Here is a 15,313-nt window from a genome sequence, read left to right as displayed (position 1 = left end):
ATGAACAAACTTAGAACCATTATCCGTTTGTATGAGGAGCAAACGGGTTTAAAGACCATCGCAGCGATGGCTCGCACCTCACGTAATACAGTAAAAAAATACGTTCAAAAGTGGAACTCTTTGAAAATGACCTACGAAGAGTTTCATGGCAAAAGTGATGCCGAGCTTCACGACCTGTTTTGTGTACCGGCTTGTATGCTTCAACCTAATCCCCGCCTGGAAGAATTGGAAGGTTTAATGCCCGATATCTGCAAAGAACTTGGACGTAAAGGAGCCACTACCCTCCAGCAATGGGATAAATATCGACAGAACCATCCTGATGGCTATGGACTTACTCAGTTCCGATTGGCTATCCAGCGTTACCGGATGATTACCAACCCTTCGATGCGGATGGAGCATAAAGCCGGGGATAAAATGTTTATCGACTATACAGGAGATAAATTATGGATATATCCTCATGGGGAATCTCCCCGTCAGGTAGAAGTCTTCGTAGCTATATTGGGCTGCAGCCTGTTAACTTATGTAGAAGCGGTTTCCAGCCAGACAAAGGAAGATTTTATATCAGCCTGTGAAAACGCTTTTTATTATTACGGTGGGGTCCCTCAGGCAATGGTTCCCGACAACCTGAAAGCAGCCGTGACAAAAGCCGGACGTTACGAATCGGTACTCAATGAAGAGTTTGAGCGTTTTGCCGAGCATTATGCCGTAACCGTTCTACCAGCCCGTGTGCGTAAACCTAAAGATAAATCAGTAGTAGAGAATGCTGTAAAATTAACATACAAAGATATCTTTACCCGGATAGAACATCTGCGTTGTCCGGACTTAAAGTCATTGAATGCGGCTATACGGTCAGCCCTTGAGATACATAACTACCAGCTTTTAAGTCGTCGTAATTACTCCCGCAGGAGTTATTTTGAGGAGATTGAGCGCGATGTATTGGGTCCGCTAAATCCGATACGTTATCAGATAAAAAAGCACATTATGGCAACAGTAGGTAAAGACGGCTATGTCCGTCTGCGTGAAGATATCCACTATTATAGCGTCCCTTATATCTATATCGGTAAAAAGCTGAAGATATCCTATACGACAAGTGATGTGGAGATATTTGACGGCTATACCTGTGTGGCTTGCCATACCCGTAACCGCCTTGAGTTTAAACATACAACCAATCCTGAACATTTGTCTCCAAAGCATAAGGCTATCCTGGAATGGTCACCTGAGACCTTTATTAAACAGGCTGCCGAGATAAATGAAGATGTCGAGTTTTACATCCGTAAGGTATTGGAGAAGAAGCGCTATGTTGACCAGGCTAATAAAAGCTGTTCGGGCATCCTGTCTTTAGCCCGTAAGGTAGGTCCTCTCAGGCTGGCTGCCGCATGCCGTCTTGCCGACAGCTATGGCAGGTATAGTTTCCTTGAGATACAGGATATACTTAAAACCCAGTCTGAACTTATTGAGGTTCCCGAAGAAACGGCAGACATCCCGGAGCATGAAAATATCAGGGGGAAAGACTATTATAAATAACCTTTAATAAATAAAACAATGAACAATCAAACATTAGACAAAATGCGTCAGATGCGCCTTTTTGGTATGCACGACGCCTTCAAGACATCACTGGAAAATACATTGAAAGAACAAATGACCCAGGATCAGTTTATAGGACACCTGGTGGCCAGTGAGTTCGACAACCGCCGAAACAGGGCTATTGAAAGGGCGGTTAAAGCTGCTTCATTCCGTTACAATGCTTCGATAGAAGAGATTGATTACACCTTTGAGCGGGGACTGGACCGTAATCAGGTTGAGCGGTTAGCTGCCCTGGAGTTTGTCGCAGAAAGTAAAGACCTGTTCATAACCGGACCCACAGGAACAGGTAAGAGCTATCTGGCTACCGCATTGGGTAATAAAGCATGCCAGGATGGATATAAGGTATTATATGCCAGTACTGCAAAACTGATGAGCCAACTGAAGATTGCAAAGGTCAAAGGCTCTGTTATAAACGACTTTAAACGTATCGAGAGGATGGACCTGCTTATACTGGATGACTTCGGTATGCAGGCTTTCGACTCTCAGGCAAGGGGAATACTGATGGATATAATAGAAGACAGGCATCAAAAGAGATCTACTATTATTACTTCGCAGGTCCCTGTTAAAGGTTGGTATGACGTTATTGGTGAGAAAACAGTTGCCGATGCCGTACTCGACCGATTAGTACATCATTCCCTGAGGGTAGAGTTATTTGGAGAATCAATCAGAAAAAGGAAAACTAAAAATGAAAATATGTATCGCTGATAAATTATGTGGGTCCGAATATAGAGATGTTGGGACTTATACCTATTTTTGTAAAATCTGTGGACCCATTACCTGGGTAGACCGATAAATATTAAGTTTAACTCGGGCTTAAATCTTCTTCTTTTAGACCCCAATCCCGAGAACAACTTTTTACTGTTTGAACGGCATAACTTCAAGGGATCATTTTCCGCCGTTTTTAAGGGGTCGTTTTTACCGTTTTTTCCATAATATACAGCAATACATCCATTTTGTATATAGTCCCAATGAACTGTTTGTTACCGTACGCCGTTCGGGATATCCAAAAAAAGGAAGTCCATTACTAGCAAGGAAAGCCTTCGATTCATCCAATCCAAATTATATCATCCCACGACGTATGCCTATACCTGCATTAAGCCCTACCGACCAGATGTATTCAATAAAAGAAAATGCTTTCAGACAGCAGGGCTTTACTCCGGGAACAAACAACCCATTGACCTTACAGGACGAACGCATCTGGTACGATAAGAATACTCCTGCATACGGGACAGGGCAGTAGTTAAAAGCTTCACTTTCTTTTCGCTTTTCAAGTGGAAGACGTTATATTTGCTATATGAAAAAGTGTTCATCATCCATTTTTAGGAAACTGATTATAGCCTTTATATTATTGGTTATGCCGTTATTTTACATGGATGTGAAAGCACAGATGATTATTCCCGACAGTCTGCTTAATCTGGAATGGGAGAAAGAAAAGGTTTATCCTCCGACAGAAGGATGCGATTCATTAGTCATATGGGATGGAAGAACATTATACTTTAATGTGGATTCAATGTGTCATCACATCGCTACCCGTGAATTTAGTGAAATCCTCGAAGATTTAAGATATTTCTATTTTGTAACATCTATTACCGATAGAACGCTCGATATCGCTTACCGGAAAATGATGAAAGCAAACGAAAATTACAAAAGTCCTGCCCTTGCAAAGGAAATAGACATTATGGATGTCTACCGGAAAATTACACCATCGCTAACACAAGACGATTGGGAGTATGTGAAAAAACTTTTAAAAAAATATGAGCAAGAAGGGGATTTACAGACCAAACTGCGCATAATGCAGCGTATGCTTTTTATCGGGAATGGCGCTCTTATGGACTCGTTACGCGGGATACAGCTACCAGAAATCCAAAAGGTACCCGTAATCGAACTCATGAATGAGATTCTCTCCACATTGGAAGAGCTGGAAGACCAGCCATATGAATATGATCAGGGATATCTTCATGTTATGATAGGACTTGTATATTACAGATGCAGATATTACGACAAAGCAATCCCGTTATTTGAGAAAGCAGCCCGACAATCGGACGAACGATTCTTTACCAGTAATGCAATGGTGGCTAAAGACTATCTTGGTAGTTATTACGCGCTTAAAGGCGATTATGAACGATCCGATTCGATTTATCTCTCCATGCTGAGCTGCCCGTATAATGTGAATCGCCGTTCTATTTACGATGTTATAGCCATTGGAGCTATAGCCAATAATGCTAATGCGCGTGGAAATAAGCAAGAGGCCATGCGATTATACACCATTGCTCTTCCACGAGCTTTACAAGTGAAGGATATCACCCTTGCCGGAGGATATGCCGTTGGTCTGGGCCGCCTGTATATGGAAAAAGGAGAATTGGGTAAAGCACGTGAACTGATAGATTCGGCACGGGTATATCTGATTGCCGGAGGGTTTCCAATCCGCAACTGGGAAAAATATTATGCGCTGGCTCGCGATTATTACCTTAAAACAAATGATATAGATAAGGCGGCATTATATATAGATTCTGTTTCTATTGTTAAAGCTGAAGAAGAAAAAACGTATAATTTTCAGTTTGTAGCCTATGCCGAACAACAGGTGTTTGAGAAAGAGAATGCATTAAAAGAAGAAAAACTTCAAAAGCAGAAAACACAGACAATCCTTATTTCCGTTATCCTTTTTTTAAGTCTGATTATATCGGTGATACTTATCTGTTCTTATAAGAAACTGCAACAAAAAAACCGTAATCTTTACCTTCGGATTAAAGAACAGGATGCCGTCCGTGCCATGCACGAAAGGATACTGCTCCATGAGAATACACAGCCTACTGCCGGCGAGGTTTCAATCAATCAATGTACGGATGACCACCGGAAGCGGGAACTCTATATCCGCGTGCATGAATATTTGCTGGCTAATAAGAATTTCGCCCTGCAGGATATGGATGTGAACACACTTGTTACCCGGCTTTCTACAAACCGTACTTATCTGTTCGAGGTCTTAAAAACATTTACAGGTAAATCCCCGCAGGAATATATCAGGCATTTGCGGTTACAGGAAGCCAAAAGGTTGTTGGAAAGCACCGATTTGTTAATCGAAGACATCGCCATAACATGCGGATTTTCGTCAGTGCGTACACTTTACCGTCAGTTTCAGGCTTGCTACAACCTCAGCCCTTCCGCATACCGTAAAGTGGCCTTGGAGCAAAAAGAGAGCGGCGAAGAAGACATCCCGGAAGCGGATTGATACCCGATCATACCGATAAAAAATCTTTTACTTAATTATTTCTCATCCCGGCAATTTTAAATGATTGCCGGAAACCTTTTGTTACCAGCCTGAATAAGAATAAAAGTCAAAACTCCGGCGATAATATACAATATTTTTATTTTCAGTGATTTACGAACTATAAACGGTTTTATGTTTAAATACACCTACTTTCCTTAAACTGCATTTTTGTACGGAATGTCACAAAAAATGGACGCTGTGTCATACGGCGGAAAGCCATTCCGGATAGTTTTGTCCCATGTCATAAACAATGTATCGGGCAAGATGGAAACAGCGCATATCATCATCATTATCCTTTCGGTCGTCATCATCGCACTGGTGATAGCACTTATCTGCCAGAGGCGTTTTATGCGCGACCTGATGAAGTTTGCCTGGCGTGCCGACAAGGAAAAAGATAACCTGTACAACCTGTTCGAGCGGATTATGTTCCCACGCCCAAAGGAGAAGAAACAGTCATCGGAAAACGGTATCAAAGAACAATAAGGAATCTTATATATAATAAAGCATTATGGAAATAACCCATATCATCATCCTGTTCCTATCGGTTATCATCATCGGACTGATAACAGTCATAATCTGCCAGAGCCGCTTTATCCGCGAACAGTTGCAGTTTACAAGGGGAAACAACAAAGAGAAAGAAAAACTATATAACCTGTTAGACCGGCTGATGCTCCCTTGTGAACCGGATAAAAACCCATCACAAGAAGACAATAGTATGGAATAAGAAAAATGATAAACAAAAAACAAGAAATAATGGAGACTCCATATATAATCATCATAGCCTTATCAGTAATTATCGTCGCCTTGACAGTAAGGATCGTTTTTTATCATCGCCGGGTAAATAAGATGAGAAAGACCATTGCTTTCCTGTTACATGAAAATACCCATCTGAAATATTATCCTGATAAACAGACAAATCCTAAATAATATCATATGAAACAGAAGATTATTACCTTCATCTTATTACTGCTATTATGCTTTCCTTCCTTAAATGCCCAGGAAAACAAAGAAGCAGAACAAACCTATTTCCCTAAAGGCAGCCTGAGCCTGCGCACCAACGCTGCCTCATGGCTATTGTTAACCCCGAACCTTGGAGCGGAATACAAAGCCACGGACAACCTCGGCCTGTTGGTCGAAGGCGGTTATGCGCACTGGAAACTGAACACCCAAAACCGCTACTGGCATGTATGGAATGTTGCACCACAGGTACGCTACTACACCGGCAGCCTGAAAAACAATTATATCGGCCTTCAATACACTATGGGCGAATACAACCTGACCGGGAATCAGGGGAAATACATGGGTGGAGGACTAACCCTCGGACACCAGTTCTACTGCGGACGCAACCTGATGGTTGACCTCGGGCTGTCGCTGGGTTATCTCTATCTGCACGACAAGGAAGAGTACAACCGTATCGACGGACATGACTACCGTATCAAAGCCAAATCATCGAACGGCTACTGGGGGCCTACGGGAGTGAGTGTGACATTTGTGTGGAAGATGTAGCCCCTCCAACCTCCCCTAGGGGAGGCTTAGCAAAGCAACGAAAAAAAATACAGAAGTAATAACAAAAAGCTAATAGCTATCAGCTAATGGCTAAAAGCTAAAATAACAATATATGAAAATTACGATTAAGCAAGAGCAAAGACAAACTCGTTTGGGTTTGCCGAGCGTGAGTAATTTGCGCAGCATAGGCGCGAAAACAATACAACAATTATTAAGCAGGACTTTGTCCAAATCCCCCCTTCGGGGGGCGGGGGGGCTCCTGTTGGTACTCCTCATCTTCCCTTCCTGCGATACCCTTATCGACCTCGAAGATATGCCGGTAACGCCGCCACAACCCACAAAAGGCAAGATAACCCTTATTACCGACTGGTCGAAACGCTCGGCAGGAATCGACATACCGGCAACCTATACTGCCATCTTCAATGGTGAAGAATCGACATTCGATAAGAATACCAATGTCTTGCCCGAACTGGAGGCAGGCACCTATCCCCTGCTGATGTACAATACGGCGGAGAAGATAACGCCAAGCGGCACGACGGTAAAAGTTGCAACTGAAAACAACACCGTTGACCCGAAGCCGGGATGGCTCTTTACCTACATAGGAGATATAACCTATGAAGCAGATAAAGAAAAAACCGTGACCGCCGCCATAGTGCAGCAGGTGCGCCAGCTGACCATCGAACTGACAATAAAAGAGGGCGACCCGGCAAGAATCGAATCCACAGAAGCCACATTGAGCGGGATGGCTAACGGCATGGACTTTAAAACGAATACTTATACAGGGGATAACCTGAGCGTTGTTCCCGCTTTTACACGCAATGGCGATAAGCTGACGGCTACCGTCCGTTTGCTGGGACTTTCCAATCAGACACAACTATTAACCTTAACACTTACTTTCAACGATGGAAAGGTGCAAACGGTGGAGAGCGATGTAACTGCCAAGCTTTCGAACTTCAATACGGATAAGTATAAGCCTCTGACAATGACTGCCGACCTGAATACGCCTGTGGAAGCTGGTTTTGAAGCGACCATCACAGGATGGAAAGTGGTGGAAGGTAGCAGCGGGATAGCGTGGTAGGGCCCCTCCAACCTCCCCAAGGGGAGGCTTTGAGCAAGGCCATGAGAAGCCCCTCTTAATCTCCCCTAAGAGGAGAACCGGGCAAAGCCACAAGGTAATTGATTAAATAAACAGAAAATAAATAAACGATATGAAAACAAAAGAAAATATCTTATTAAAGGCACTAAAGCCCTTCCTTCGGAGGGGTTGGGGAGGCCTGAAATCCCCCCTATGGGGGGTGGGGGGGCTCCTCCTATTGTTGCTTTTCTCTTGCAGCAGCGATGACGACCTCGGACAAAATCCCACTCCCACAGGTGGCAATAGTGACATCCGCTTTGAGATAGGAATAATACCGCAAACTGATAGTAAATTGAAAATAGCCACTGATGCCCTGTTCAAAAGCGTGTTTGAAAACGGGGATGAAATTGGTGTTTTTGCCGTAAAGCATGGTGAAGCTTTAGCATCGGCAAACAACCCTATCCATAATGTGAAGCTGAAATATAACGGCGGCACATGGAGCGGCGACATCTTTTGGCCAAACGTAACCGGGCAAAATTACGATTTCTATGCCTACTACCCTTATATAGATAATGCAAACCTTGACCCTACCGCCATTACTTTTAATGTAAAAGCAGACCAGAGCACGGCGGCAAACTACAGCCTGAGTGACCTGATGACCTCTAAAGACAATAATTCCGGTAGCGGCTATACCAAAGGGGAAACCGTGAACCTTAGCTTTACACATATGCTGGCAATGGTGCAGATGACGCTGGATAACGAAACAGGGGCGATTGACCCCAACGAAGAACTGACCGTGAAGCTGCGCAACGTAAAGACAGGCTCTACCCTGAATCTGGGTACGGAGGCCGTAACCGCATCGGGCGAAGCGGCAGAGATAAAGATGTACAACATAGAAGGTTATACCTACCGCGCCCTGATACCCGTGCAAACCATAGCGGAAGGGCTCAGCATCTGCCGGATAACAAACGGCGGCTTATTGATGGAAAGCCCAAGGCTGACAAGTGAACTGGCTGTGACGAAGAACAAAGCCGAACTCTTTACCCAAAAGATGCCGACGTATATACATAAAGGGGCAATAATACCTGCGGGTAAGTTTATAATGGGTAGCCCTGCTACCGAGCCGAACCGCTCGAGCAATGAAACCCAGCACGATGTAACCCTGACAAAAGCCTATACGATGGGTAAATACCAGGTGACCAATGCGCAGTTTGCCGCTTTTCTGAATGAAAAGGGTATCGGACAAAACGGCAGGTTCACCACTACAAGTGACGGGGAGCAAACCCTGATAAAAGACAGTAATGGAAGCTACAACTGGGGCTTGAACTGGAATTCAGCCGACAGCAAATGGGTTCCCGTATCCGGCTATGAAAGCCATCCGGTGATTTATGTTACCTGGTACGGGGCGGATGAATATGCCCGGTGGATAGGCGGCAGGTTACCAACCGAAGCCGAGTGGGAAAACGCCTGCCGGGGCGATTATCCCAATAAGGCAACCGAAACAAATACCTTGCCATTCGGTATAGGCGATGGAAAGAAATTGACCTATCAAATGGCAAACTTTTGGTGGCAATATTCGTATGATTTAGATCAAAATGGGCAATATCAAGATAATGAAAATAATTATCCAAATTCTACCCAGGCAGTAGGAAGTTATCCAAATTATGCCAATAGCTATGGTCTTTACGATATGCACGGCAATGTCTATGAATGGTGCCAGGATAAATGGGATGGATGGAGCGATTACGATTACGATTCCGGTGCAGTAACTGACCCCCTCGGAACTTCGGGTACCTACCGCGTATTGCGTGGCGGCCACTGGTACGGCAACGCCCGGCTCTGTCGCTCTGCCTATCGTAGCGGCGCGAATCCCGCCGATGCTAGCAGCAACATCGGTTTCCGGGTGGTTTTCGTCCCTTAGTTCATCCACCCACCTTGAGCCGCGAGCCTGCCAAAAGGGCAAGGGAGGGACGACCGCAGCGAAAAGGCAGGCGAGAAAAAAATGAATACCGGCGTAGCCGGATAACGAAATTGGAATCCATTTATCTATATATAAAATGCTTAGCGAAGCCGAAATCAATTTGAAAATTAGCGAATTTGAAGATTTGAAAATGCTGGGACAGGTCAGTGTAAGAATAGGCGGATAACGAATGCACTGCAACAAAAAAGTTACATGACAAAAAAGTGGAAAAAGTGTAACCTTTGTCACTTTTTAGTTAAAAAGCAGCCCCTCCTGAGGTTGTAATGCTGAGGGACGAAGCATCACTTGTCGAAAAAGCTATTAGCCGATAGCTGAGAAAAAAGAGACCCCTTCTCTATGGTCAGAAACAAAGTTGGGCAAAGCGAAGCCAATGACAGAGAGTAAGAAGAGAGAAATGGAAAGCTAAGGACTAAAAGCTATCAGCTAATAGCTAAAACCGTTACTTCTGTTACTTTTTAGTTAAAAAACGCACTATGATAAAAAAATATAAACTGAAAGAAAATATGAAAAGAATGAAACAATTATTAAGCAGGACTTTGTCCAAATCCTCCCTTTGGGGGGCGGGTGGGGTGCTTCTTGCCTTGCTGCTCTTCTCCTGTTCACAGGACGATGACCCGGTAGCCGATAACGGCGACCGCGTAGCCGTGAGCTTCTCGACCGGAACCACGGGGATAGCCGTACCCAAAGCGGCAGCCGTAAACGGCACTTCCGGCGTCACCCCTTCGGGTATCCCTTATACTGACTATATGGATAAAGACGGGTTTGAAACAAGGGCGTTCAGGATAACGAAGAGTGAAGAACGAAAAGTGAAGAATGGAGGGTTGAAGACCGCTTCCAATGGCAATGAATGGGAGCAGGATGACCTCGTAGGCATCTTTATGAAGAAGATGGGGCAACCTCTATCTTCGATTAATATCTCCGAAGAGGCGGATAATATACAATATAAAGCTACGCCAAAAAGCGGCGAAACTGAAACGGCAACCTTCGCCCCGGCAAATGCCAATGAAATTATCTATCTCCCCCAGTCGGGCAATGTGGATTTTATCGCTTACTATCCGTATGTTGCCTCGCTTACCGGTTATACATATCCGGTGGATGTAAGCACAGGCAAACAAGGCAACCCTGATGCCATCGACCTGTTGTACAGCAACGACGCCACGGGTAAGAATAAAAACAATACGGCGGTCAGCCTTACCTTCAAGCATGCCCTTAGCCGCATTGTACTGAATATGGAAAAAGGTACAGGGGTAACAGATGCGGAACTGGCAGCTATGACGGTAACTTTTACGGGTATGCCGACAACTGCCGGTTTTAAGCTGGCGGACGGCACATTCGATAATAAAGGTAATGTAGCAGCTATTGCCCCTAACGGTTCGGGCACAAGCTATCAGGCATTGGTTATACCGCAGGCAGAGAATGAGTATACCGGGCGCACGATGACTTTTACTCTCGGCGGGGAAACCTTTACATACGACATCCCCGATACCGATGCCCATGCTTATAAAAGCGGCAAGGAATATACATACGAAATAACAGTCAATCGCACAGGAGTGACTGTCGCCACACCTATTATCAACAACTGGGATACTAAGGAAAATGGCGAAGAAAATGTAGAGATTATAGAAGCCGTGCGCATTCCTAAGGGAATCTTTCAGATGGGTAGCCCTACGTTTGAGCCGAACCGCCAGACTAACGAAACCCAGCATGAGGTAACCCTGACAAATGATTTTTATATGGGCAAATATGCCGTTACCAATGTACAATATGCTGCTTTTTTGAATGATAAGAAAGTGCAGGCAGAAACTAATATATATAATCCAGGCTGGGGAGGAAATATGACAGGCGGTAAATGTACCTGGGGGAATAATGATGGACAGGTACTAGTATTTGAAGGAAACGGAACGGGAGCTAATGGGGGGTTGAACTGGAATGGCAGCACATGGGTTCCCGCATCCGGAAAAGACGATTACCCTGCAATCTGGGTTACCTGGTATGGCGCATATGAATATGTAAAATGGATAGGCGGACGCTTACCAACCGAAGCCGAATGGGAATACGCATGCCGTGGTGCGTATGCCAATAAGGCTATCGAAACCAATACGCTACCTTTTGGAATTGGAGAGGGTAAAAAACTGACAGGTGATATGGCAAATTTTGATGGGCGTTACATATATGATTACGATGCCGGAGGGCAACAATCATATAATGCAAGTGGCATATACAAAGGTTCTACCCAAGCAGTAGGAAGTTATTCAAGTTATACAAATAGCTACGGTCTTTACGATATGCACGGGAATGTCTTTGAATGGTGCCAGGATTGGTATGCTGCTAATTATGGAAGTACAAATGCCAGTGACCCTGTAACAGACCCTACCGGTCCCACTTCGGGTGCCGACCGCGTATTGCGTGGCGGCCACTGGTACGGCGACGCCCAGTACTGTCGCTCTGCCTATCGTAACGACTCGAATCCCGGCAATGCTGACATCAACTTCGGTTTCCGGGTAGTTTTCGTCCCTTAGTTCATCCATCCACCTTGAGCTGCGAGCCTGCCAAAGGGCAAGGGAGGGACGACCGCAGCGAAAAAGGCAGGCGAGAAAAAAAATACCGGCGTAGCCGGTCAGCGGAAAAAAAGAACAGTCCCTCTTAGTCACCCCGTACGGGGTGAAGAGGACGAAAAAAATAAACAATGAAAAAGCTAATAGCTAAAGGCTTAAAATAACTATTTATAAACCATTTAATAAAAACAAATTATGAAAATTATGAGTAAACAAGAGCAAAGACAAACCCGTTTGGGTTTGCCGAGCGTGAGTAATTTATGCAAAACAAAATTTTTATCAGCATTAGCGGTTACAGCACTCTTATTCGCTTCGTGCAGCAGCGACGACGACAACACACCGGAGGTGAACGACGGACGGGTATTATTCTCTTCGGGGGTAAATGCCGCCACGCCGAAGGTGGGTGGAAATGTTGGCAGCACATGGGATCAAAACGATCCGGTGGGTATCTTTATGGTAAAGCACGGGCAGGCTCTTTCTGCCGCTAATATCCTCGAAGGTGCGGATAATGTCGAATATAAAGCGAAAGATACGGGAATGTCTACCGCATTTACCGCTATATCATCGCCTATCTTTTATCCGGTAAACGGCGATAAGGCAGATTTTATCGCCTACCATCCTTACAAAAGCACGTTGACGGATTTCAAATATCCGATAAACGTTGCAACACAGACCAACCAGTCGGCTATCGACCTATTATACGCTACTGCAGATAAATCAGGAGCAGGCTATGACAAGTCGCAGGGCACTACAGCTGTGGATATGAAATTTTCCCATCAGCTGACGAAAGTAGTTATTAAGGTAACAAAGGGTGCGGGAGTCGCTGATCTGACCGGCATGACCGTAAAAATTAAAGGGATGAATACCACAGCCGATTTTGATTTGGTAAGTCCGGCTATCAGCAATGAGGCAGATGTGGCAGATATTACTCCTTATAATGTTCCGTCTTCAACCAATTACGAGGCGATTTTGTTACCTGTGACATTTACTGGCAGCCACGTTGTAGAATTTACCGTCGGGGGAAACACCTATTCATGGACGATGAGTAAGAATGTCGGTGATGCGAATGCTCAGGTTACCGAACTCAAACCAGCGCATATCTATACGTTTAACGTAACGGTCAAAAAGAACGAAGTGGAGGCTAAGGGAACAATCCAAGGCTGGACAATGGGTGGAGCCTTTAACGGTACGGCCGACTAAAAAGTTACCATATGCTTAGCATAATTACGGGTTACAAGTTACAAATTCTTAAACGCTTTTATACTTGTCACCCGTAATGTGTAAATAAGAAACGGCAATAATAGCTATATGCCTGTTCTATGATAAAAAAATTGAACCGGTAATTGTCAGGAAAGGGACAGACGTGTCCCAAAACTAAATATTCACTTAAAAACAAGTATGTATGATTCAATTTACCACAGCCCTTAAACAGGAAGTTGGCTCATCTTTATCTGCCATAGAGAAGATGGACGCCGACACATTGAAAAAAGCCGCGGAGATAACCGCGCTGTTGAAAGATGCCTTCAACCGCCTCCGCTTTTTTATCCACGATTATCAATTCAGGGACGAAGCCGAAGAGATCCTCTTCTTCAAGGAGATAAAGCCCAAGCTCTTCTGCGACCTTGTCTTCTACCAGAAGATGTACAACCTCGAAGTCCACCGCCCTGCCGGCAGGAGCCTCGAACTGAAGACCTACCTGAAGAAGGAATTGTTCCGCATCACGGACTTCTTCGAGAAGAACGAAGCCTTTTATTGTTACTACCGCTCGAAGGGTACAGCCATGGACAGGCAGTACTTCCTGCGGGGAAAGACGGACCATACCCTCTATCATGGTTGCCTGTCGCATGAACGCGACCCTTTATTCTCTACTGCCGCCGACCTGAAGATGACCCGCATACTGGCCAACGACAAACTGGAAAAGTATATCTACGGCGAACTGGCAAGAACCGACGAATTAACCCTGGGACTGGCAAAAAACAACTATCCCAAGAGCAAGCTGAGCTGGACAGGCAGTAAGTCCGACCTGGTGGAACTAACCTACGCCCTTATCGAAGCCGGTGTTTTCAACCATGGGAGAACAACGCTCAAAGAAGTATCCGCCTATTTTGAAAATGTGTTTAATGTGGATCTGGGAGGCAATCCATCGCGCACATTCCTCGAGTTATGTATCCGTAAGTCAAGGACGGCTTTTTTGGATAAGCTGCGCAGTGTGCTAATACTCAAAATGGATAGGGAGGAAAAAATGGAACATAAGATGTCATAATGTTGCATTAACCGATTTATTCGGATAAATTTACGTCTGCTTCTGACCCAAAACAAAAAACTGGTAATTTTTTAATAACAAACGGGATAAGAAACGTGAATCGAATGTTATATAGTAAATATATAGCGTGGATGACCGTTTTTTCGTTTGTAGGGTATACCAGTACCTTTGTTTTGAAAATACAGGTTTCCACGCTATTTTTTCATATATCCTTATATTCCATTATCACATATCGATCAGTGATAGATAGACTCCACAAGCACAAGATTACACCTCCAAATTATAATAGATTATTTCTTAGCTTATTACTTGTCAGGCCTTCCCAAGCGGGAATCAAATGATATACCAAATATAACCATTCTTTTTGGCGGAATCAGTTGATAAACAGTTAAATTATATCCAATTTTTCTTAATACCCAAGCAGCTTTTTTAAACAAAAAATTATTTATTCCGTCTTTCAGCCGCTAAGCGTCATTATATCAGCGCATAAATAAAAAATATCGAAAAAAGTCTACCCAAGTTGTGAATATCGCTCTGCATGATATTGCAACTTTGTATTGCCCAATTAATAAGAATGACATGGAAATACAAGACAGTAAATTCGATGACAGCCTGAAGCATTTCGATGAAAGGCTGGACGAACTCTTTGGCCTGCTCAAAGCTAAAAACCGCCTGAACGGCGAAACCATTCTCGACAATCAGGATATCTGCATCATGTTCAAGCTGACGCCCCGCAGCCTGCAACGGTATCGCGCTGCCGGGGAACTGCCTTTCATACGCGTGGCAGGCAAACCCTTCTATTATGAATCCGAGGTATTTAAATTCTTAAATAAGAAGAGGCAGAATAGGGACGGACAATCCGGGGATAAGGGAGAGGAAATGACTATCACCTGATAATCCCTCACCCCAAACGGCTCATTATCCAGGTGCGACATCGCCGGACAAGGGACTCCACTCCTTTTAAACCTCATTATCAACCCGTTCTTAAATGATACTTTCGCCTGAGATAAATCCCGTACCCGATATCCCCGGGTGATTTATTAACAAACCGGCCTGCTGTAATCGCAGGCTAAGTAAAAACCAA

The 15,313-nt window shown here is 44.4% G+C and carries 14 protein-coding genes; all 14 read left to right on the top strand.

Annotated elements, in window-relative coordinates; genetic code table 11:
• The 14 genes from istA to K348_RS0101945 all read left to right on the top strand — a co-directional run bounded on the left by istA (position 1) and on the right by K348_RS0101945 (position 15,123).
• Complete coding sequence (gene istA / locus K348_RS0102010; protein WP_036930072.1) at positions 1-1,524, top strand: IS21 family transposase; 1,524 nt, start codon at positions 1-3, stop codon at positions 1,522-1,524.
• An 18-nt stretch (positions 1,525-1,542) separates the two neighbouring features.
• Entirely contained in the window at positions 1,543-2,289 is a 747-nt protein-coding gene (istB, locus tag K348_RS0102005; RefSeq protein ID WP_029901791.1) for an IS21-like element helper ATPase IstB, read from the top strand.
• 157 nt (positions 2,290-2,446) lie between these two features.
• Positions 2,447-2,824 carry a hypothetical protein gene (locus K348_RS0102000; RefSeq protein WP_029902401.1) on the top strand — a complete coding sequence of 126 codons (378 nt, stop codon included), beginning with the start codon at positions 2,447-2,449 and terminating at the stop codon, positions 2,822-2,824.
• A 54-nt stretch (positions 2,825-2,878) separates the two neighbouring features.
• Positions 2,879-4,810, top strand: coding sequence for an AraC family transcriptional regulator (locus K348_RS0101995; protein ID WP_081852484.1), 1,932 nt, complete (start codon positions 2,879-2,881; stop codon positions 4,808-4,810).
• Between the two features lie 216 nt (positions 4,811-5,026).
• A complete protein-coding gene (locus K348_RS0101990) occupies positions 5,027-5,332 on the top strand; it encodes a hypothetical protein (RefSeq protein ID WP_156032721.1) in 306 nt (101 codons plus the stop codon).
• 25 nt (positions 5,333-5,357) lie between these two features.
• Positions 5,358-5,573, top strand: coding sequence for a hypothetical protein (locus K348_RS0101985; protein ID WP_029902396.1), 216 nt, complete (start codon positions 5,358-5,360; stop codon positions 5,571-5,573).
• A 29-nt stretch (positions 5,574-5,602) separates the two neighbouring features.
• A complete protein-coding gene (locus K348_RS19150; RefSeq protein WP_156032719.1) occupies positions 5,603-5,776 on the top strand; it encodes a hypothetical protein in 174 nt (57 codons plus the stop codon).
• A gap of 6 nt (positions 5,777-5,782) precedes the next feature.
• On the top strand, positions 5,783-6,355 hold the full coding sequence (locus K348_RS0101980; protein ID WP_051697502.1) for a DUF3575 domain-containing protein: 573 nt from the start codon (positions 5,783-5,785) through the stop codon (positions 6,353-6,355).
• 112 nt (positions 6,356-6,467) lie between these two features.
• The gene (locus K348_RS0101975; RefSeq protein ID WP_081852483.1) at positions 6,468-7,433 is read left to right on the top strand and encodes a FimB/Mfa2 family fimbrial subunit; all 966 of its coding nucleotides are present in this window, start codon (positions 6,468-6,470) and stop codon (positions 7,431-7,433) included.
• Positions 7,434-7,563: 130 nt separating this feature from the next.
• A complete protein-coding gene (locus K348_RS18690; protein WP_051697498.1) occupies positions 7,564-9,351 on the top strand; it encodes an SUMF1/EgtB/PvdO family nonheme iron enzyme in 1,788 nt (595 codons plus the stop codon).
• A gap of 533 nt (positions 9,352-9,884) precedes the next feature.
• The gene (locus K348_RS18270) at positions 9,885-11,930 is read left to right on the top strand and encodes a fimbrillin family protein (protein ID WP_036930028.1); all 2,046 of its coding nucleotides are present in this window, start codon (positions 9,885-9,887) and stop codon (positions 11,928-11,930) included.
• 240 nt (positions 11,931-12,170) lie between these two features.
• Complete coding sequence (locus K348_RS0101955; RefSeq protein ID WP_197027615.1) at positions 12,171-13,166, top strand: fimbrillin family protein; 996 nt, start codon at positions 12,171-12,173, stop codon at positions 13,164-13,166.
• Positions 13,167-13,368: 202 nt separating this feature from the next.
• Positions 13,369-14,229: an RteC domain-containing protein gene (locus K348_RS0101950; protein WP_029902385.1), complete on the top strand. Its 861-nt coding sequence runs from the start codon at positions 13,369-13,371 to the stop codon at positions 14,227-14,229.
• Positions 14,230-14,808: 579 nt separating this feature from the next.
• A complete protein-coding gene (locus tag K348_RS0101945; protein WP_029902383.1) occupies positions 14,809-15,123 on the top strand; it encodes a helix-turn-helix domain-containing protein in 315 nt (104 codons plus the stop codon).
• The last annotated feature ends 190 nt before the right edge of the window (positions 15,124-15,313 follow it).

The organism is Prevotella sp. 10(H), assembly GCF_000711235.1.
GTDB lineage: Bacteria > Bacteroidota > Bacteroidia > Bacteroidales > Dysgonomonadaceae > Dysgonomonas.
The sequence above is the reverse complement of the archived record's forward strand: the minus strand, read 5'-3'. Positions and strand labels throughout refer to the sequence as shown.